At 50.5% G+C, this 20104-nt stretch carries 20 protein-coding genes and 1 riboswitch; of the genes, 3 read left to right on the top strand and 17 right to left on the bottom strand.

Annotation, left to right across the window (positions count from 1 at the left end):
* Positions 1-491: 491 nt before the first annotated feature.
* The gene (locus tag L4D19_RS24370) at positions 492-947 is read left to right on the top strand and encodes an RNA recognition motif domain-containing protein (protein ID WP_160655855.1); all 456 of its coding nucleotides are present in this window, start codon (positions 492-494) and stop codon (positions 945-947) included.
* Here the strand turns inward: L4D19_RS24370 and murI are convergent.
* A complete protein-coding gene (murI, locus tag L4D19_RS24375; RefSeq protein WP_428454673.1) occupies positions 916-1710 on the bottom strand; it encodes a glutamate racemase in 795 nt (264 codons plus the stop codon). The genes L4D19_RS24370 and murI overlap by 32 nt on opposite strands.
* Before the next feature lie 150 nt (positions 1711-1860).
* Positions 1861-3798, bottom strand: coding sequence for a TonB-dependent receptor (locus L4D19_RS24380; protein WP_428454610.1), 1938 nt, complete (start codon positions 3796-3798; stop codon positions 1861-1863).
* A 40-nt stretch (positions 3799-3838) separates the two neighbouring features.
* Positions 3839-4062, bottom strand: a riboswitch (cobalamin riboswitch).
* A 148-nt stretch (positions 4063-4210) separates the two neighbouring features.
* Here L4D19_RS24380 and trmA point away from each other — a divergent pair.
* Positions 4211-5317, top strand: coding sequence for a tRNA (uridine(54)-C5)-methyltransferase TrmA (gene trmA, locus L4D19_RS24385; protein ID WP_160655849.1), 1107 nt, complete (start codon positions 4211-4213; stop codon positions 5315-5317).
* An 88-nt stretch (positions 5318-5405) separates the two neighbouring features.
* On the opposite strand, the gene L4D19_RS24390 is transcribed toward trmA, so the two are convergent.
* Together L4D19_RS24390 and fabR are read right to left on the bottom strand one after the other, a co-directional pair.
* Entirely contained in the window at positions 5406-5774 is a 369-nt protein-coding gene (locus L4D19_RS24390; protein WP_160655846.1) for a YijD family membrane protein, read from the bottom strand.
* A 23-nt stretch (positions 5775-5797) separates the two neighbouring features.
* The gene (gene fabR, locus L4D19_RS24395; RefSeq protein ID WP_160655843.1) at positions 5798-6430 is read right to left on the bottom strand and encodes an HTH-type transcriptional repressor FabR; all 633 of its coding nucleotides are present in this window, start codon (positions 6428-6430) and stop codon (positions 5798-5800) included.
* Positions 6431-6754: 324 nt separating this feature from the next.
* On the opposite strand from fabR, the gene sthA reads away from it, so the two are divergent.
* Positions 6755-8170, top strand: a complete 1416-nt coding sequence (sthA, locus tag L4D19_RS24400) for a Si-specific NAD(P)(+) transhydrogenase (RefSeq protein WP_428454611.1) — start codon at positions 6755-6757, stop codon at positions 8168-8170.
* Between the two features lie 53 nt (positions 8171-8223).
* On the opposite strand, the gene cysQ is transcribed toward sthA, so the two are convergent.
* The 13 genes from cysQ to gspD all read right to left on the bottom strand — a co-directional run bounded on the left by cysQ (position 8224) and on the right by gspD (position 20097).
* Positions 8224-9057, bottom strand: coding sequence for a 3'(2'),5'-bisphosphate nucleotidase CysQ (gene cysQ / locus L4D19_RS24405; protein WP_428454612.1), 834 nt, complete (start codon positions 9055-9057; stop codon positions 8224-8226).
* Positions 9058-9066: 9 nt separating this feature from the next.
* Positions 9067-9618 carry an ADP compounds hydrolase NudE gene (nudE, locus tag L4D19_RS24410; protein WP_160655873.1) on the bottom strand — a complete coding sequence of 184 codons (552 nt, stop codon included), beginning with the start codon at positions 9616-9618 and terminating at the stop codon, positions 9067-9069.
* Between the two features lie 156 nt (positions 9619-9774).
* Entirely contained in the window at positions 9775-10533 is a 759-nt protein-coding gene (locus L4D19_RS24415; RefSeq protein ID WP_428454613.1) for a type II secretion system protein N, read from the bottom strand.
* Positions 10534-10535: 2 nt separating this feature from the next.
* On the bottom strand, positions 10536-11012 hold the full coding sequence (locus tag L4D19_RS24420) for a type II secretion system protein M (protein WP_075762196.1): 477 nt from the start codon (positions 11010-11012) through the stop codon (positions 10536-10538).
* Positions 11009-12292: a type II secretion system protein GspL gene (gene gspL / locus L4D19_RS24425; RefSeq protein WP_428454614.1), complete on the bottom strand. Its 1284-nt coding sequence runs from the start codon at positions 12290-12292 to the stop codon at positions 11009-11011. Before gspL ends, L4D19_RS24420 begins: the two co-directional genes overlap by 4 nt.
* Positions 12261-13268 (bottom strand): type II secretion system minor pseudopilin GspK, encoded by a 1008-nt coding sequence (gene gspK / locus L4D19_RS24430; protein WP_428454615.1) that lies wholly within the window; start codon positions 13266-13268, stop codon positions 12261-12263. Before gspK ends, gspL begins: the two co-directional genes overlap by 32 nt.
* Positions 13268-13939 carry a type II secretion system minor pseudopilin GspJ gene (gene gspJ, locus L4D19_RS24435; protein ID WP_428454616.1) on the bottom strand — a complete coding sequence of 224 codons (672 nt, stop codon included), beginning with the start codon at positions 13937-13939 and terminating at the stop codon, positions 13268-13270. The genes gspK and gspJ overlap by 1 nt, the downstream gene beginning before the upstream one ends.
* Positions 13926-14288 (bottom strand): type II secretion system minor pseudopilin GspI, encoded by a 363-nt coding sequence (gene gspI, locus L4D19_RS24440; protein WP_428454617.1) that lies wholly within the window; start codon positions 14286-14288, stop codon positions 13926-13928. The genes gspJ and gspI overlap by 14 nt, the downstream gene beginning before the upstream one ends.
* On the bottom strand, positions 14285-14875 hold the full coding sequence (gene gspH, locus L4D19_RS24445; RefSeq protein ID WP_428454618.1) for a type II secretion system minor pseudopilin GspH: 591 nt from the start codon (positions 14873-14875) through the stop codon (positions 14285-14287). Before gspH ends, gspI begins: the two co-directional genes overlap by 4 nt.
* Positions 14876-14902: 27 nt before the next feature.
* Entirely contained in the window at positions 14903-15337 is a 435-nt protein-coding gene (gene gspG / locus L4D19_RS24450) for a type II secretion system major pseudopilin GspG (protein ID WP_075762190.1), read from the bottom strand.
* Between the two features lie 24 nt (positions 15338-15361).
* Positions 15362-16582, bottom strand: coding sequence for a type II secretion system inner membrane protein GspF (gspF, locus tag L4D19_RS24455; protein ID WP_428454619.1), 1221 nt, complete (start codon positions 16580-16582; stop codon positions 15362-15364).
* Positions 16583-16585: 3 nt separating this feature from the next.
* Positions 16586-18088, bottom strand: a complete 1503-nt coding sequence (gene gspE / locus L4D19_RS24460) for a type II secretion system ATPase GspE (RefSeq protein ID WP_428454620.1) — start codon at positions 18086-18088, stop codon at positions 16586-16588.
* Positions 18088-20097, bottom strand: a complete 2010-nt coding sequence (gene gspD / locus L4D19_RS24465; RefSeq protein ID WP_428454621.1) for a type II secretion system secretin GspD — start codon at positions 20095-20097, stop codon at positions 18088-18090. The genes gspE and gspD overlap by 1 nt, the downstream gene beginning before the upstream one ends.
* Positions 20098-20104 lie beyond the last annotated feature (7 nt).

Genomic DNA, 20104 nt, shown 5'->3' on the forward strand with positions numbered 1-20104 from the left:
ATGATCAAACTCTTCAATTAAAGTTTTGTTGTTACCGAAGTAACGGCTCAATGAATACTGATTGTTCTAACTAAGTTAGAACGAATTGACTGTGCCAAATAATAAGTAAACTTAGTATTTGTATTGGTCACCCAGTTCATTGATATAATCTTTTTTGACTATTCATTTCACGAGTGCCCACACAGATTGCATGGTCAAATTGTTAAAGAACAAATCCGATACGTTGCTGGCTTAAGTCGCCGTGCTCCGTGTCGGTGAGGCGGCATTATAGAGACTTCGATCGCTCTGACAAGTGTTTTTTGCAAAAAAATCACCGCCTGACGAATATTTCAACTAATGTGATGTAAAAGCCTCTAATTTCAACATTAGAGGATCGTCACATTCACTAACTAGCAATTCCAAGTCAATGAAAGTAATATCGATGTGACTCTGTTGTTAAAATAACCAATAACGCCTTCTCTTATAATATTTATGACGATGTAGCTTTGAATATGAAATTTTCCAAACAAACCATGATAGCAATAGGCGCTATCGCCATTATCGGGGCTTTAGTTTTTAGCTTTCTTCCTTTTTCTCCCGGTATCTCCTTTGCTTTAGGTGTCATTACGGCTGTTGTAGCCATTAATCATCTAGAAAACACTCAACCATCAATCAGTAATTCAGATGCTTCTCAAAGCAGTAAAACCCTCTATGTCGGCAACCTGCCCTATCGTGCCAATGAGAATGAAGTGAAAAAACTATTTGCCGAACATGGTGAAGTATTTGCTGTACGCCTTATGAAAGATAAGCGTACAGGTAAACGTCGCGGATTTGGTTTTGTTGTGATGAACAGTAATGATGCCGATACCGCCATTGATCAACTCAACAACAAAGAGTATGGACAGCGTACTCTGAAAGTACGAGAAGCCAACGAACCTAAATCTTCGGATAGCACAGAGACTGAATAGCCTCCAACTGCATTTCTTGTAAACTACGATTCAGTGCCGCGACATGATTGTTCGCGGCACTGTTGTATGTAAGATTCGAAACTAAAGCCGATGAGGCCTTCACCTGCTCACCTAGCAATGCCTTCACTCGATTTGCAATCGCAAGGCCGGAATCAATGATATGCACTGGCGAACCAAAAGCGACGGCAATTTCTTGCTTGATTAGCGGAAAATGAGTGCAACCAAGTACGATGCTGTCTACTTTATTCTGCCAAGGGTAAAGGATCTCTGCCAACTCCGAGATTGATACAGCCTTACCTCGCAACTTCTCTTCCGCCATTTCGACAAGCCTGGTTGACCCAATACGAAAAACCTCGCAATCACTGGCAAACTGTTCCACCAGCTTATTGGTATAGTCGCGCTTTATGGTAGCTGGTGTTGCGAGCAGACCAATTGCTTTCTGCTTACTGATAAGCGCAGCGGGTTTAATAGCAGGAACAACCCCGACAACCGGAATCGTTAAGTTCTTGCGGAGTGATGGCAGTACAACTGTACTGGCGGTATTGCAGGCAATGACGACTAAATCAATCGAATGACGCTCAACCAAAAGGGACACTATATGCTGAGTGCGCTCGATTAATACATTCTCAAGTAGCTCACCATATGGAAACGCGGCGTCATCGAAAGCATAAATATACTGAAAGCCGGGTAGCTGGGCATAAATCTCCTGGTAAACCGACAATCCACCCACACCAGAATCAAAAATAAGCACCCGTTTCACTATTCACCGCTTTCGATATATCAACCAGAGGCTAATCATACTGCCAACTTGCAAAAATCGAAATACTAATGCCTTGTAATGATACAAACAGTACTCATAACTAAAACGCTAGGCATATAGCCTAGCGTTTATTTTCCGTTATAACTCTTCAAGTTAAAAACTATAACTCGCAGTCAGGCGCACCGCTCGTCCTGTTCCGGAGTAATAACCATTCCCGAAATCACTGTAGAACCCTGAGCTAACATACTGTTCATCAAACAAGTTATCGACACGTAAACTTGCCAACCAAGCATCACGGGTATAATTCAAAGCCAAGTTACCTAATGTGTAATCGTCTAACTTTGGATCTGCGTTTGCATTATCCCCTTCAAGGAATCGCTCACCAGTATAAACCGCCTCTGTAAACAGCTGCCAATTATGGGTTATGTCCACACTTAGATAACTGCGTCCTGAGTGTTCAGCAACCCAAGATAGTGATTTCCCGCTATTTGTACCCTCAGTAAACTCAGCATCGACATAGCTGTATTCCACTCCAAACTGGAACATATCGTTTAAAATCCAGTCCCAAACTAAATTAGCCCCATATCGACGTGATGCATCGGCATTAACATTCGCGCCATTAAATGCACCACCTACCGGCTTTTCAGCACTTGGATCAAACACAATTTCATCTTCAAGGTCTAAACGATATAAACTCAAACGCACAGTATGAGAATCTGGATTCCAATCCCAGCCGGCTTCATAGGAACGTCCAGTTTGCGGCTTCAAGCCTACAACACCCGGAGAGGTATAAGCTTGCTCGTCGACTTTCGCAAAACGGAAGTTATCGTCAGCACGAAGATAGATTCTATGCTCGAGCGATGGACGGTAATTTAGGCCAAGTTCAAGTGCATGTGCATCCTGATCTAACTTAACACCATTTGGATACACAGATTTATCGGTAAGGTCATCTTTCGCGCTGGCATAACGGCCACCAATCACATAACTCAATTGGTGATTTTGAGGGATATTTGCCTGCACATAGACACTGCTAACATTCTGTTCGTTACTACGGCCTGAACTAAACTCTGATTCACCACGGCTCAAGTCAACGCCAGTAACAATATCCAGATCGCCCTGTTCAGTCGTGATATTAGCAACAGCCTTTGGAGTAAACTCCAGTAAAGAACGCTCATTCTTACCCGGTGATCCCCATGAGAACGTCTCAACATCAGTATCTGAATAGTTAAGATCTGCTCCCAAAGACCAGTCTTCGGTCAGTTGGTGCTGATAACCGACGCGGGCTGCTGTAGTCTTCTCGTGGTTGAAATCTTTAATGTTTGATGGATTAGCCTGACGTGGGTCTTCGTTAATTTGCTCCAAAGTCAACGAACCAGCAAGCTCTCGACGGTTATCGTAGTAACTCGTTTCAACAAAGAACAGATCCTTCTCTGTCTGGTACTGAATTCGCCCTAAAATAGACCCAGTTTCATTTGCATTATGGTCTCGATAATTATCACCTTGGTTATAACTACCGACCAAATAGTAACGCCAGTCATCAGCTAGAGAGCCAGAAATATCACCTTGACCTTCATAAGTATTGAAGCTGCCTCCGGATACTCTAATGTTACCACCAGCACTATCCGGTGCCTTAGTAACAATATTAATCACACCACCGACAGCTTGATCGCCATAAAGCACGCCAGCACTTCCAGAAAGAACCTCTATACGCTCAATTTGATTTAATGGAATAGCGCTAATGCTCGGAGCTGCAATATCAATGTTATTAAGACGGCGTCCATCAACTAAAATCAGGGTATTGTTTGCTGCTTGGCTGCCACTAAACCCACGCATAGCAAACACAGAACCGGAATTACTGTCTGAGACCTGAATACCACTGCGCCCACGCAACAGTTCAGTCAAATTAGTTGCCCCACTTTTTTCAATATCATAGCTATCAATGACATTGACGTTTGCAGCAATATGTAACGGCTCTTTGACACTTCGACTAATCACTACAATCTCATCTTCCTGATAAGTTGTATCAGAAGCAAAAGCCTGACTTTGAAGACACAGCGGGGCCAACGCCACTGCTAAAAGCGTTTTTTTCATTTTTATGGATACCTTAAGTCGCGTTTATTACGAAGCAGATAGTCTGCTTGGTACACTGGTTGGTCTTCGGACTTAAGAGCTTGGTTGGACAACCACCTAGGGCAACAACTTCCCACTTCATTAACTGTATTGCACAGCATGCAGAAGCAGTGTTCGGAACTTACGTCCATGTGCTTTCGTTCTCTATCACCGCTGCGCGTCAGTCACGGATTCCCACCGTGTTCCCGGCCTGTGTTCAGGCTAACCAGCGCAAAACGAATGCTAGTTATCATTTTGAAGAATGTCTAGTTTTGTTTGTTATGGCATATGACGAATCGTTTCCCACGACACTTTTATCAGCAACAACACTGGACATCGGTCAGCAATGCAATAAAATCTGCGCTCTTAATTTGAGCAGTTTGAGGCACACAAGATGGCATCCACCGCAATCAATCCAGCTGAGTATCAACCTCAGCTAGATGAAAAAGCAGAGCGTATTCAAAATATCTTTGCAGATTTTGAAACCCCTGAGCTTGAGGTGTTCGCCTCTCCTGCAGAACATTACCGCATGCGTGCCGAGTTCCGTGTTTGGCACGAAGGCGAAGACCTGTTCTACATCATGTTCAATCAGGAAACTCGTGAAAAATACCGCGTCGATCAGTTTCCTGCTGCCAGCCGCCTGATCAATGATTTAATGCCATTGCTAGTTGATGCCCTTAAGCCAGTCAAGGCGCTGCGCCATAAACTATTCCAGGTTGACTTCCTCTCTACCCTTAGCGGCGAAGTACTGGTTTCTATGCTATATCACCGTCAGCTAGACGATCAGTGGGAAACCGAAGCCAAGGCATTAAAGCAGCGCCTGAATGACGAAGGCTTCAACCTCAACTTCATTGGCCGGGCCCGCAAGCAAAAAATCGTACTGGATCAGGACTTCGTGATTGAAAAGCTGAAGGTTAACGAGCGTACTCTGACCTACAAGCAAGTCGAAAACAGCTTTACCCAGCCGAACGGTGAAGTGGCGCAAAAGATGCTGGAATGGGCCGTTGACTGTACCCAGGACAGTGAGGGTGATCTGTTGGAGCTGTATTGCGGAAACGGTAACTTCTCGCTAGCACTGGCGCAGAACTTCGAGCGCGTGTTGGCCACGGAGCTCGCCAAGCCATCGGTAGACTCTGCCCAATACAATATTGCGGTTAACAACATCGATAACGTACAGATCATCCGCATGTCTGCCGAAGACTTTACCGATGCAATGGAAGGCAAGCGAGAGTTTCGCCGCCTGAAAGATCAGGACATCGATTTGCAGAGCTATAACTGCAACACAATCTTTGTTGATCCACCGCGCTCGGGAATGGATGAAGGCACCTGTCGCATGGTACAAGGCTATGACCGCATCATGTACATTTCCTGCAACCCGGATACGCTGAAAGACAACTTAAACATCCTGTCAGAAACGCACCGAATTACCCGGTTTGCCCTGTTCGACCAATTCCCATATACCCACCATATGGAAGCAGGTGTCTTGCTTGAGCGCAAATAACCTCCCAGCGTCACTTGCTCTATAGGACGGGTTACAGGTATTAAAAAAGGCGCCTTAGCGCCTTTTTTCGTAAGCAAAACCCTTAGGCTTATGCCGCTTTCGGTCTTGGTGACATCACACCCAGCTTGTAAACCACCCAGAACAACAGACCTAGAGTGATAATCAGCGGTAGGTAGCTAGAACCCATATCTGGTACGAATGAACGTAGGAAACCAGAATAACCAAAAGCACCCGCCAGGAAGCAGGCAAAGGCAACCGACGGTGTACCTTCAGACATCGGCTTGCTCAGGTATTCCTGATACAGGCAGTACACTGCCAGACCGAATGCAATAACAGGGAAAACTGAAAACGACACCGCGCCTGACGTAAGTACTGCTAACGTAGCATTACCACACAGGCCTGCTAACAAAGATAGAAGCAATGTTTTACGTTCAGCTTTTACTTGTTCCTTGTTCATATCCTTTCACCAACAAAATAAAGTTAGAGTTTCTGCCTGAGCTCACGACGCTCACGCTCTTTACGATACCAATAGGCACCCTTTGCAATCATTCTTAACTGCATGATCAGTCTTTCAGCATGCTCAGCTCGAGCATGGTTATCCAGATCCAACGCTTCCGCACCGGAGCTGAATACCAGTGTTACTGATGCCTCAGCCTGAGTAAAAGCCTCGTCATGAGTCACACCGGTTTTGGCCTCGAGATACTCGGTCAACTCAGCCACGAAGTGCTGTATCTCCCGAGCAACAGCCGCACGAAACGCGGGGGAAGTTCCTGAACGCTCGCGTAAAAGTAACCTAAATACGTTCGGGCTACTTTCAATAAATTCCATGAAAGTTTCTACAGAGGTCCGGATTACACTGCCTTCTTCGGCAATGCGCTGACGAGCCTGACGCATCAACTGACGAAGGATCAAACCTCCCTCGTCAACCATTGTCAAACCAAGCTCATCCATATCTTTAAAATGGCGATAAAAAGAAGTGGGGGCTATACCTGCCTCTCGCGCCACTTCGCGCAAGCTAAGATTCGAAAAGCTTCGTTCTGCACTTAGCTGATTAAATGCAGCATCAATAAGTGAACGCCGGGTTTTTTCTTTTTGCTGAGCTCTGATACCCATGAACCTGTTGTTTCTCTTTAAGCTTTTTGTGCAACTATACGCTTTTTTGATAGCTACTTCAGCGAGAATCGCTTTTTCGCAGCAATCAGAACATAGTAATTCCTGATAAGAGCTGAATCAAAGCAGTAATTGTTACTTTTCACTACTAGCTCACAAAGTCGCAGGCTTACTTCACCGACCGGCTACGTCTCGTTTTCACCGCGTTTATGCCCCTACAACGTGATCATTACCTATCTATCACCACCCGTTTATTCTACCTACTTCCGGAAAAAGTTAAACTATGGCGACAGCAATGTTGCACGGATGATAAGAAAGGCCTGAACAATGACCCAATCAAAAAAAAAGAATGCCCAGCACTTTGACGCCATTATCATTGGCAGTGGCCCCGGCGGTGAAGGGGCAGCCATGGGGCTCACCAAGGCAGGCTTCAATGTGGCTATCATTGAACGGGAAGATAGCGTTGGTGGCGGCTGTACGCACTGGGGAACCATACCTTCAAAAGCCTTACGTCACGCCGTCAGCCGGATCATCGAATATAATCAGAACCCGCTCTACTGCAAAAACAACTCCACCCTGCACAGCACCTTCAGCCAAATCCTCGGCCATGCCCAAGATGTCGTCAACAAGCAGACCCGAATGCGTCAGGGGTTTTATGACCGTAACCAATGTTCCATTATTTTTGGCGAGGCAAGCTTTACAGATACCCACACAGTAAAAGTCAAAACGGCGGACGGCAGCCATGATTTTTACAGTGCCGACAAATTCGTGATTGCAACAGGCTCTCGCCCCTATCAACCCACAGATGTCGACTTCAGCCATTCCCGGGTATACGACAGCGACTCCATTTTGCAGCTCAAACACGACCCCCGCCATATCATCATCTATGGTGCCGGTGTCATCGGCAGCGAGTATGCCTCAATTTTCAGGGGACTCGGCGTCAAAGTCGACTTGATCAATACCCGTGACCGGTTGCTGGAGTTTCTCGACAATGAAATCTCCGACTCGCTGTCCTATCACTTATGGAACAGCGGGGCGATGATCCGCAACGGCGAAACCTATGAGCGCATCGAGGGCACCGAAGACGGGGTGATCCTTCATCTGCAATCCGGCAAGAAAATGCGGGCTGATTGCCTATTGTATGCCAACGGCCGGACCGGCAATACCGACCGCCTCGCCTTGAGCAAAGTCGGACTCACGCCGGATTCTCGCGGCCAGCTCAAGGTAAACCAGAACTACCGAACCGACGTTGAGCACGTCTATGCCGTCGGTGATGTGATTGGCTACCCGAGTCTGGCTAGTGCGGCCTATGATCAGGGACGCTTCGTCGCACAGGCAATTTCCAACGGAGAAGCGCAAGGTCAGTTGATCGATCATATTCCTACGGGAATTTACACCATCCCTGAAATCAGTTCTGTCGGTAAAACCGAACAAGAGCTAACAGCTGAAAAGGTACCTTATGAAGTCGGGCGCTCGCAGTTCAAGCATCTGGCCCGGGCGCAAATAGCCGGTACCGAGGTTGGCAGCCTGAAGATTCTGTTTCACCGCGAAACCAAAGAGATCCTGGGGATCCACTGCTTCGGTGAGCGTGCGGCAGAGATCATTCATATCGGACAGGCCATCATGGAACAAAAAGGTGAAGGCAACACCATCGACTATTTCGTCAACACGACCTTCAACTATCCGACCATGGCAGAAGCCTACCGTGTGGCGGCTCTCAACGGACTAAACCGGTTATTTTAATCCCTAAACACAAAAACGGAGCCGAGGCTCCGTTTTTTCATCTCAACAAAATATTACTGACTGTCCATCAGCCGATTGTCTGGCGTCAGGATAGTCGACCACGGCAATGTCTCATCACCCAAAGTGATAAAATTCGGGTTCTCCAGCGTATCTCGCTCGTTGTAGGACAGCGCCGTCAAATGGGTATTCAAGATACGCCCACCCGCTTCTTCGACAATACATTGCGTTGCGGCGGTATCCCACTCCCCGGTCGGACCCAGGCGTAAGTAACAATCGACCGCGCCTTCAGCCACCAGGCATGACTTAAGCGCCGCTGAGCCCAATGGGACCAAGTCATAGTTCAGGGAGGGATCGAGACGGTTGGTGATGGCACTGATATCCTGGCGACGGCTGATTGCCACGGCGATAGACTGAGCAGGCCGCTCATGCTTATGGGTAGAAATACGGACAGTTTCACCTTCAGCCGTCACCTTCCATGCTCCCTTGCCGTGATAGGCATAATAGGCCACACCGGATACCGGCGCATAGACAACCCCCATCACCGGGGTGTTATTTTCGACCAGGGCAATGATTGTCGCAAAATCACCACTGCCCGCAATGAACTCCTGGGTACCGTCCAGCGGATCCACCAGCCAATAACGCTGCCATTGGCTTCGCTCGACCAGCGGGATTTCCGCATCTTCCTCAGAAAGGACAGGAATATCCGGCGTCAACTCCGCCAGCTTTTCGACCACCAGCTTATGCGCCGCCAGATCTGCACTGGTTACCGGCGTATTGTCCGTTTTAATCTGCTTTTCAAACTGGCCACGCTGATAAATATCAAGGATCACCAGCCCGGAAGCTCGGGCAATCTCGATCACTGAAGGTAATAGGTTCGATAAATCCATAACTCGTTCCTACTGGGATAAATGGTTTAATGCGAGAAAAAGCGCAGTAATACTGCGGGCTTCCGCAAAATCGAGATGATGCAGCAGCTCTTCAGCCTGGCTTACAGGCCAGCGAACAATTTCCAGCGGCTCCGGCTCGTCACCTTCTAACTGCTCAGGGTAAAGGTCCTGAGCCAGAAACAGCGTCATTCGGCTGGAAAAATAGGACGGAGCCAGTACCACCTCTTTCAGCGGAACCAACTGGCGGGCCCCGAAGCCGATTTCTTCTTTCAGCTCGCGGTTCGCTGCCTCTGCCGCCTCTTCACCCGGGTCAATGAGCCCTTTGGGGAAGCCTAGCTCATATTGCTCTGTCCCTGCTGAATACTCCCTGATCAACAGTAAATCACCTTCGGCGGTCACAGGAACGACCAGGACGGCATGCCGCCCGCTGGGCTTCATTCGCTCATAGGTACGCTCGACGCCATTAGAAAAACGCAAATCAAGCGACTCAACTTTGAAGAGTCGGGATTGGGCAACCACTTTCGTTGCCAGTATTTCAGGTTTGTTCTTGTCCGCAGCCATGCCGTTGTCCTGTATCATCATCTTAGCCCCACCGACTGATACCAAGCTTGAACAAGCGGATCGTCTGCCACAGGGTATTAGCTATTTAAGGGCAATAGCCAGGCGAAATAAAGTAAATTTTGGGGAAAGCGTTAAGTTGAGTGAATTACTCAACTATTAAAGGCGTCCATTATAGCTAATTTTGTAGCGGCCCTTAGGATCCGGGTTACCCAACCATTTAAGCTGCTTACCCAACTGGGCCGGAAATTCTGCCCCGGGCTTAAACCAGCCATTCAACGTATAACGCTGATCGGTTGCCAGCACAGCCTGCCATTCACTTGACACATCGGCCGATGACTGCGCTGCCTCAGCTGCAATCTTGCCTTGCTCGCAATTCAGGTCGGCAATCACCGGGCCGGGATTCACCCCTCCCATCGGTGAGCTGACATTACCCGCCGTCCACGCCAGTGAGCCTTTCAAAACAGAACAGTAAGGTGCCTGATACTGATAATCCCGCAATGTCAGCTCCAGATTGCCTGCAACGGTAACAGGAAGCGATACCCGAGCAAACTTCATGACCTGCTGGGCGGGCATTGAGACCAGCAAGTTCTCAGCAAATGGTCCGTTGGCACTGTAACCGACAATGCCACGGCCATTAATATTCATGTCACTTCCCTGACCAAAGCGAACATTAAATACGGCTTTGCCAGAGAGCAGGGAGAGCGGGGCCATATCCCACTGCAGACGGCCATAATTTTTTCCCTGCCACTGAACCTGTGTTGCCATTCCCTGCCATGGTGTTCCGCTAAGACCTGAAATATTCAGGCCTCTGACTGGCGGAACCTGCTGCCAGACCCAACTGGCAGGTACATGAGCAACCAGGCTCGTCATTAACACGGCGCCAAAGGTGACACCTAACCCTAACTTATACTTCACTACTATCCTCGGCCCAGCTGTAAACGACCCACTTCTACCATACCGGCGCTATCTGCTTTTGATACGTCCAGGAACTGGGCATCAATCCCATGTTCTTCCTTGAGAAAAGCCAGCCAGTTAACCAATGTATTAAACGGCAACGGCTTAACCCACACCTGAACAGCTTCGCTTCGGGGCTGCATGCGAATAAGTTCGACTCGAAATCGACGGGTGGTTTCATTAACCACCTGGTTAAGCCCTTTATTGCTGATCGCCCCCGTAGAGCCCGACTGGCCACGAAGGGTTGTGATTTCATCGGCTTTCGTCGACACCCAGCTCAGTAGCTGACGTTCGGTCTGCAACCGTCGCTCAGCCATCTCGGCACGGTTGGCCAATGGCTGCCACAGGCCCCAGTAGAGCACTGCAATAATTAAGGCCCCACCACCACCGAGCACCAAGCGCTGTTCTCGGGCACTTAAGGCCTTCCACCATGCATTCATGATTTTCTCCTTAGTACCACCGAACCGGTCACCTGATTGCCTTCCTTGTTAAGCTGGCCTTGTTGCACCTCGAACTGTTCAGCCAGTAGCGTACGCAGCTGCTCAAAATGCTGGAATTCAGCAGAGCTTGCCTGAAAGCGCAATTCGGCACGGTTCTGATCATATTTCAAATTTTGCACACTCAGCTGAGGGATTTTGCTGAGTGCCGGTTTGAGCTGAGCCAACCAACGCAGCAGTCCTTCTTCGCTGCCAGCTCCTCCCAGACGAGCCAGTTCACTGTTCATCTGCCGCTTGAGGTAACTCTGAGACGGTATACGTTTGTATTGCGGCAATACCTGGCGAAAGATACGCTCACTCTCGGCTTTGTAAACCGCGGCCTGGGCTTCCATCCGCTGGACCGAAACGATATGTTCACCAACAAGGGCCACCAAGACCAAGCCTGCAGCAATCGCGACTTTACGCCATGGCTTGAGATACTTTCGCCATGCCGGTTGCTGTTTGTATGCGCCTGAAAGCAAATTAACCTTGCTCGCTTCTGCGCCCAATGCCAACAACTGCATCACCAGCTCTGGCGTTTCTGCCTGCCACTTGCCCGACATTCCCGAAGGAGCCGGTGTATAGTGACGAATAAGCAGTGGTTGCTCTGTGTTAGTTTCCCGCTCGGAAACCGCTTCTTTAGCCGCTGAGGGCTCGCTAGCATCTTCTGATGACTCGGTCGACGCTATCGGCATTTTCTGAGCAAGCAGCCAAGCATCGAGCCACGAGGCCTCGGCACATACTCCCAAGGTTTCTGACTGGCGGATCAACCACTGGCCTTCCAGCTCGGCTGCACTGTAGCTGTCACTAAATAGCGGCAAGCACAGGCAATCCGGCAGCAGCTTTTTCACTTCTATGCCAGCGTCATCCAAGGCGCTTAGCCACGCCTGAACCTTACGGTGCTCAACTACCGCAACATGGGCCGTATCACCTTCGCGTTTCAGCAGGTGAACATGCAATGCGTCGACATCCTGGGCCAACTCTTCTTCCAGCAGGTATGGCAGTACAGAGGCTAGCTGCCGCCCACTTCCGGTAGGGATTGCCACTTCGGTCAACAGCACATCTCCAGCCGGGATTAGTGCAAAGACCTGGCGCTGGGCAGCATATTCAGTCAGTTCGTTTAACTGCCCGAGATCAGCCAGCTGACCGGATGCAATCACTTCTTTCTGCTGTGGCGACCAGACCAGCCATTGCACCGGCTGTTCAGGCCGGCTACTTAGCCTTATCGTCAGAAATTCGCTCACTGATTCCTCCATAACGGCGACGTATTACAGTCACCTTTTCTTGACCGTCACGTTTAAGCAAGGCCACTAATCTAACCCTGGATCTATCGACCAGAATTTCTGTATCCAATTGAAAGTAATCGCTACTCACAGCCAAATGCGTTTTGGCCTGTTTTTTCACCTCGCCACCCAGGCGGGCAATCGTGGCCTCGGCCATAAAATCATCGACGTTCTGCCAACCATCATACGGTCGGTCGGCGATCAGTTTCTGGGCATCCGACAAGGAGAGCTCCGGCGCAAACAGGCCAACCAGCAAGGCCGCCTGATGCTCGTAGAGCGTATTGACGTTAAGCAGCATATCAGTCGTCGGGATAGCACACAGCAGCGGCTTCACCTTACGGTATATCTGTGCGCTTACACCGTTAACAGCCCGGAACTCGCTGACGTCGGCCATGAAATCGCTAGGCGGCAAGTAAGGTGGCTGAAAGCCTTCATAGGTACTGTCACCAGCCCCAAACGCTGAGTTAATCGCCTCCGCCGGATCAACAAACTCCCAACTCGAATCTGCGATCACTTCGGCGTCATAGCTTTCAACACCCGCCTCTTCCAATACCGATTGCAGGTAACGAACCAGGAATGGCTTTTTGGTGCGATCCGCCTCCAGCGGCAGACCGGACAAGGCATTAAGATTAAAACAAGCCTGTCTGTCGACGATATCACCAATCGCCTCTCCGCCGTCTAGCGGGTAGCGCTGGCCCTGCGTGGCCCAGGCCTGACTGAGGTTCACCGTATCGCTGTCATCAATACCCTGCTGAATCGCCACCTTGCCAAGCTCTTCCATACCCAGCGCATACCAATAGGCCTGCTGGTTCTGTACCTGGTTTTCAACCCGGTAGAAATTAAGCTGCAACCGCTCACTCATCTGGGCTGCCAGCAGGGTCATCAGGGCCAGCAGCATCAGTACAACAATCAGAGCTACCCCTTTTTGCTGTTTCATCAACTGCTCTCCTTATCGTCGGCACTCAGTGCAGAGATCGGCAGCATATAGACCCGTTCAACCTCACCGAAGTCTTCCAGTGTCATCTGTACCATAATGCCTTCAGGCAGGGCTCCGCCCTCGCTCCATGCCTCCTGCCACTTTTTATTACTGTAGAAGCGAAAAGACAGCTTGGTCACGCCCGCCAGTACCTGACGAGTCAGCGGCTCGCTGCCGACCACGGTATCCGGATAGCGAAACCATACCCGCTCTAGAGTATCTTCGATAATGCGGTATCCAACCCGGACATTCTCTCCCCGGGGAAACATCTGCTGAGGGTTTTGCCAGCCCGTGCGGGTGAACATGATGCCGTGACTCGACGAGTCAAGCAGGTACTCGCCAGTAAGCAGCAGCTTGTCGCTGGCCTTTTCCCCCTGGTTTCGCGTTTTTCTGGCAACAACCTGACGAAAATCATTATCCATCATAACCATGGCACGCTGAATTTCCTGCAACCGGGCATTGTGTTCCCGGGACTGCTGATCACTGGTCTGAACCCCGCTCATGACCTGATAGGCCGATAAACTCAGCATCGCAAAGACGGCAATGGCGACCAGTACCTCCAGCAATGTGAAGCCTTGCTGCTGCACCTTTTTCGGTACCCCGGAGGTGTTCTGTCGGTTAATTTTCAACATAAGTTCTCAGTGTCACGACCGACTGTTTTCTTGCCTTATCGGTGGCAACCGTTACATCCAATGCCCGCAGAAAGCCATCGGCCGTCTTGGTACTTTTAATTGACCAATACCACTCGCGACCGGCCAGCTCGGATTTTCCCTTTTTTTCTGTACTCGGGATCTGGCCGGACAGACGCATTTTCGTCAGCTCGTTATCGGCAACCATGGCGGCAAAGGTTTTCTCTTCCAGGTAGCCCAATGTGTTGAGGTGCTGGCTGACGGCTTTCATCACGCTGAGTGCCGCTGTGGCAAACACGGCCAGTGCGACCAGTACTTCAAGCAAGGTCATGCCGCGACTTCCCTTTTTCATCGCGTCGTCCTTTCTGTCTGGCTTTCGACTGTTTCACCGGGTGCCAGCAAAAACAGCTGCCCCAGCTCGTCAGCCTGAACCCGCCAGAACTGATTTTCCCCGTCAACCTCGAACTCAAGGCTAAAAGGGGTGTATTCGCCGCTGGCCATCACAACCACTTGCGGCGGCTTAATTTTCTTCTTGTCAGTTTGCTCAGCAAACAAGTCTTCGTCGAACAGCGAACCCGGTTTAAACAAGCGATCCTTGTCCTGCCAGGAATAGCCGCCGATTTCGACTATCAGCTTTATGTCCTCGTCCATTTCAACCTCAGTGAAAAAACGAGACTCCTGTATCGGTTGCCAGTCCTGACTGGTTAGCTGAAGAAACTGATAACGATTTCGCTCGATCCGGACGCCATAGTCGATGCCGTTAAGCAGGGCGTCCTCGCCCAATAGCTGAACCAGATGATGAAAACGTGCAGCCTCTTCTTTTACCTTGTCTTCCTGACTCTCCGGCAATGTAACGATCACCGCCACCGCACTGGTTGCAAGCAATACCAGCACCAGTAGAATTTCAATTAAGGTAAAACCTGCTGCACGTTTATTCATTCAATTCGTCTCTGAGTCAATCAGCGCTTAGAAGTCCAGCATGTTCCAGTTACCGATATCGGTATTCACGCCTTCGCCACCGTCCTGACCGTCAGCCCCCAGGCTGAAGATATCCACAGCACCGTTTTCGCCCGGCATCACGTAGTTGTACTCATTGCCCCACGGATCTTTCGGCAGACGTTTGATATAACCACCGTCGCGGTAGTTACGAGGTTCCGGGCTTGACGACGGCTTGGTCACCAGCGCATCCAGACCCTGATCGGTATTCGGGTACACACTGTTGTCCAGCTTGTACATATCCAGCGCCTGCTCCAGCGCACTGATGTCAGTAACCACTTTCTGCTGATCGGCTTTCTCTTTGTTACCTAACAGATTCGGAACAACCAAGCTGGCCAGCACCCCCAAGATAACAATAACTACCATCACTTCCAGCAGCGTAAAGCCGCGTTGTTTGCGTTGCATTGAAAAGACCTCCAAAGGAAAAAACTACATACCAACCATGTTGTTCAAAGCAATAATCGGCATCAGGGTAGCAATCACGATAAACATCACGATGCCGGCCATGGCGACGATTAGTAAGGGTTCAAAAATCCCCAGCGCCATATTCACCAGAGACTCAAAGTCACGGTCCTGGTTGTCGGCAGCCCGGGTTAACATCTGTTCTAGCTCACCACTGCGCTCGCCACTGGCAATCATGTGCAGCATCATTGGCGGAAAGAGCTTGGTTTGTTCGAGGGAAACACGCAGGCTTGCACCTTCGCGGACCTTGTCGGCCGCTTCAAGCACCTGCTTGTTGACCCAGGTATTGGTCATCACATCCGAGGCGACCTTCATGCCGTCAAGCAGCGGGATCGCACTGGATGTACAAATAGACAGGGTACGGGCAAAGCGCGAGGTATTCAGGCCGCGGGCAACCTTGCCAATCACGGGCAGCCCCATTACCCAGCGATCCCAGCGCAAGCGAAAATCCGGTTTCCTCAGTGCCGTCTTGAGCAGCATAATCAGACTGACAATCGCGATCAGGACAACCAGCCCCCAGTTCTGGACGAAATTACTGGCCGCCAGCAATACCTCGGTGATCGTCGGCAGCTGCTGCCCCATCTGGACAAACTGATCCACGATCTTGGGCACCACGGTTGCCAGCAAAAAGGCAACGACGGATACGGCAACCAAGGTGAGCATGGTCGGGTAAATCATTGCCTGCTGCAGCTTGCTCCGCATCTGCTGGCGGTTTTCGGTATAGTCCGCCAGGCGGTTCAATACCGTATCAAGGTGGCCGGATTTCTCACCGGCAGCCACCATGGCGCGAAACAGCTGATCAAAGATATGCGGATATTCAGCCATGCTATCTGACAGGGTATAGCCCTCGACAACCCGCGAACGGACCGCCAGCAGCATGTTCTTCAGCCGCGGCTTTTCACTCTGTTCGGCAACCGCCTTGAGACACTCTTCCAGCGGCATCGAGGCCTGCACCAAGGTCGCCAACTGGCGGGTGATCAGTGACAGCTCAGTAGTACTGATCCCACGACGTAGCTGGAAGCCACCACTGGCTTTCTTTTTTTCCCGCTCATGGGCCTGGGCGACATCAATCGGGATCAGCCCCTGCTCCCGTAGTTGCTGGCGTATCTGCCGGGCTGTATCGCCCTCCAATACACCTTTTTTTTGCCGTCCCTTACTATCGAGCGCCTTATATTCAAACGCAGCCATCTGTTACCCCTCCCTGGTGACTCGCATCACTTCTTCAAGGGTGGTGACACCTGCCTTCACTTTTTCCAGACCGTCATCACGAATACTTGGCGTATGTGCCCGAATGGCTTTTTCAATCGCCAGCTCACCGACCTCGGCATGGATCAGCTCCTGCACATTGTCATCTATCATCAACAGTTCATGAATACCGGTTCGTCCCCGGTACCCCTTATTGTTACAGGCTTCACAGCCAACGGCACGGTATAGCGTCAGTGGTTCAAACTCGGACAGACCAAACAGCTTCTTCTGCTCGGCATCCGCTTCATAAGGCTCACGGCAGCTTTTACACAATGTTCGCACCAGACGTTGGGCCAATACACCCAACAGGGAAGACGACACCAGAAACGGTTCAATGCCCATGTCCCGCAAACGGGTGATGGCACCAACCGCGGTATTGGTGTGCAGGGTAGACAACACCATGTGACCGGTCAGCGAGGCCTGCACGGCAATCGAGGCCGTTTCCAGGTCTCGGATCTCCCCGACCATGACGACATCCGGATCCTGACGCAAAATCGCCCTCAGGCCACGGGCAAAGGTCATATCGACTTTGGCGTTAACCTGGGTCTGACCGATACCGTCAATATCAAATTCAATCGGGTCTTCGACAGTCAGGATATTACGCTCCTGACCGTTAAGCTCCTGCAAACCGGCATACAGGGTGGTCGACTTACCCGAACCTGTCGGGCCGGTAACCAAAATGATCCCGTGCGGACGTTGGATAATATGCTGGAAGTTTTTATGGTTGCCCGGGGTCATCCCCAAGCTATGCAGATCAAGTCGGGTCGCATTCTTGTCAAGCAGACGCAACACCACCCGCTCGCCGTGTGAAGACGGCATGGTCGAAACACGTACATCGACGGCCCGGCCACCGATTCGCAGTGAGATACGGCCATCCTGCGGGACCCGTTTCTCGGCAATATCAAGCCTAGCCATGACCTTAATCCGCGAAACCAACAACGGGGCCAACTTACGACTCGGCTGCAGCACTTCACGCAACACGCCATCAACCCGGAAGCGGATAGACAGCACTTTCTCAAAGGTCTCAATATGAATATCCGACGCCGCTTCTTTGATAGCCTCTGCCAGCATTGCATTGATCAACTTAATGATCGGGGCATCGTCTTCAGATTCCAGCAAGTCTTCGGTTTCCGGCAGCTCTTCAGCCAGCGAGAAGAAGTCATCACTGTCAGAGCCCAGATCCTCCATCAGCTGACGGGCTTCCGACGAGTCCCGCTGATAGACCTCGGTCAGCTTGAGCTCGAACTCTTTGTCACTAAGCACTTGCGGAATAAACGCCCCACCGGCAACACGACGGACTTCCGCCAGTACCGGTGCCGTCAGTTGGCCACTGTAGAACAGGATCCACCCCTGCTCAGCGGCCTCCAGCACCACCCGGTGGCGCTTGGCAAAGGAAAATGGCAACCGGAACAAAGGCTGGAATGCCGTTACCGGAGTATCAGCGTCCATTACTGCGCCTCCAACTGGGCAACAAAGGCACGCACTTCCGGCGGCAGTGAAATATCTTCACCGTACTTCGGCAGTACCGGCGTCTGGGTATCAGGCATCAAACGCAACCCTTTATCGGCACGATAGAGCTGCTCAGCACGAATATAGTTGTATTTGCGCTGGGTAATGCCGTCCGCGGTCACTCCATCGCGAATAATAGTCGGCTTAATAAATACCATCAGGTTGGTTTTAGACTTGGTGGTATTGGTCGACTTAAACAGGTGGCCGAGAATAGGGATGTCGCCCAAGATTGGAATTTTCTGTTCGCTTTCGTCCACCTGCTCCTGGATCAGGCCGCCCAGTGCAATCATCTGGCCATCCTGCACCAATACAGAGGTGGTTAGCTGACGTTTGGAGAAACGCACATCAACCGCGCCTTCGGCACCAAGAACGTTTGATACTTCCTGCTCGATTTTCAGCTGGACAGAATCACCTTCGTTAATCTGCGGCACCACATTCAGCTTAATACCCACTTCCTTACGCTCAACGGTCTGGAACGGGTTGTCGTTATTCGAGCTGGAGGTCGAGCCGGTCACGACCGGTACCTCCTCACCGACGATAAAGGATGCCTCGCCGTTATCCATTACCGTAATACTAGGCGATGACAAGATGTTTGAGTTACGATCGGAAGCAACAGCATTCACCAGCGCAGTCCAATCACCCATCACGATGCCCATTGCGGCACCATTTACGCCGCCCAGCACACTGCCCAAGGTACTATAGTCACCCTGAGTAGCTTCATTTACTGTTGTATTGCCATTCGAATCAATTACGGTTGAACCAGGAACATCCTTGGCTTCTTCCAAACCAATCGCAAACTGGGAAATTGGAATACCTGAGTTACCAAACTGAACCACACCGCCGTCCAATGAGCCCCACTGGACACCGAAATTCACCCCGTCACCTTCGGCCAGCTCAACGATCATGGCCTCAATCAGTACCTGGGCTCGACGAATATCCAGCTGAGCAATGATGTTTTCCAGTGCGCGCATGATATCTGGCGGCGCAGTCAGGATCAGAGAGTTGGTATCGACGTGGGCCGAGATCATCACTTCGGCGTTGCTACCAGAGGTTTTCTTGCTACCGCCTTGCTTCTCGGCCTGCAGGTTGTCCGATACCCCTTTCAGCACATCCACCATTTCTTCGGCATTGGCATACTTGAGGTACACAACCCGGTTATTGCCCGAGGTAGCCATTTCCTTGTCGAGCTGGCGGATCAAGCGTTTGAGGCGATTACGCACCTTAGGATCGCCCGATAGCAATACCGCATTGGTTCGCTCGTCGGCGACCAATTTCGGCTGCAGGAACTGCGGGGTTGATTTGGAATCAGCAGACTTATTGAGTGCATCAACAATACGCACCATTTCCGCGGCCGAGGCGTTGTTTAACTCAACCACATCAATCTCTTTGTCACCGGCACGGTCAACACGCTCGATGATTTCGGCCAGGCGATTTACTACTGCCGCACGGCCGGTGATCATAATGATATTGGCCGGGTCATAATGCACCACGTTACCCGCACCGGCATTGTCATTAAGCTGACGAAGCAGCGGAGACAGCTCCCGGACCGAGACATTGCGAACGGCAATGACACGAGTGACCACCTGATCGCCCTTGATCTGATCTTTGCTACCGACCACAGGAATGGCTGAAATCTTCGCATCCTTGTCACGAATGACCTTCAGCACCCCGTTATCCATTTCGACAACGGCAAAACCGTAGACTTCCAGTACATTGAGGAAAAACTGATAATACTGCTCGTCATTCAGCAAATCATAACTGCGAACATTTACCTGACCGCGAACAGCAGGGTCAACAATGATCGTTTTCTGCAGATTGCGCCCAACAATATTAATGAATTCCTGAATATCGGTTCCTTTGAAGCTGGCACTAAAGTCATTTGCCAGTGCGGAACTGCACAACAAACTCCCGGCCAGCAACAGGGCGCGTTTACCCATCCATTTTTTCACAAAAAAC

The organism is Photobacterium kasasachensis (assembly GCF_050336885.1).
Lineage (GTDB): Bacteria > Pseudomonadota > Gammaproteobacteria > Enterobacterales > Vibrionaceae > Photobacterium > Photobacterium kasasachensis.

Coding starts and splice junctions, on each gene's coding strand:
- trmA (WP_160655849.1), top strand. CDS start 4,211: ATGGCATCCACCGCAATCAATCCAGCTGAGTATCAACCTCAGCTAGAT.
- gspI (WP_428454617.1), bottom strand. CDS start 14,288: ATGAAAAAGGGAAGTCGCGGCATGACCTTGCTTGAAGTACTGGTCGCA.
- sthA (WP_428454611.1), top strand. CDS start 6,755: ATGACCCAATCAAAAAAAAAGAATGCCCAGCACTTTGACGCCATTATC.
- gspE (WP_428454620.1), bottom strand. CDS start 18,088: ATGGACGCTGATACTCCGGTAACGGCATTCCAGCCTTTGTTCCGGTTG.
- L4D19_RS24390 (WP_160655846.1), bottom strand. CDS start 5,774: ATGAACAAGGAACAAGTAAAAGCTGAACGTAAAACATTGCTTCTATCT.
- gspG (WP_075762190.1), bottom strand. CDS start 15,337: ATGCAACGCAAACAACGCGGCTTTACGCTGCTGGAAGTGATGGTAGTT.
- L4D19_RS24370 (WP_160655855.1), top strand. CDS start 492: ATGAAATTTTCCAAACAAACCATGATAGCAATAGGCGCTATCGCCATT.
- cysQ (WP_428454612.1), bottom strand. CDS start 9,057: ATGGATTTATCGAACCTATTACCTTCAGTGATCGAGATTGCCCGAGCT.
- gspK (WP_428454615.1), bottom strand. CDS start 13,268: ATGAAACAGCAAAAAGGGGTAGCTCTGATTGTTGTACTGATGCTGCTG.
- L4D19_RS24420 (WP_075762196.1), bottom strand. CDS start 11,012: ATGAATGCATGGTGGAAGGCCTTAAGTGCCCGAGAACAGCGCTTGGTG.
- L4D19_RS24380 (WP_428454610.1), bottom strand. CDS start 3,798: ATGAAAAAAACGCTTTTAGCAGTGGCGTTGGCCCCGCTGTGTCTTCAA.
- nudE (WP_160655873.1), bottom strand. CDS start 9,618: ATGGCTGCGGACAAGAACAAACCTGAAATACTGGCAACGAAAGTGGTT.
- gspF (WP_428454619.1), bottom strand. CDS start 16,582: ATGGCTGCGTTTGAATATAAGGCGCTCGATAGTAAGGGACGGCAAAAA.
- gspJ (WP_428454616.1), bottom strand. CDS start 13,939: ATGTTGAAAATTAACCGACAGAACACCTCCGGGGTACCGAAAAAGGTG.
- fabR (WP_160655843.1), bottom strand. CDS start 6,430: ATGGGTATCAGAGCTCAGCAAAAAGAAAAAACCCGGCGTTCACTTATT.
- gspH (WP_428454618.1), bottom strand. CDS start 14,875: ATGAATAAACGTGCAGCAGGTTTTACCTTAATTGAAATTCTACTGGTG.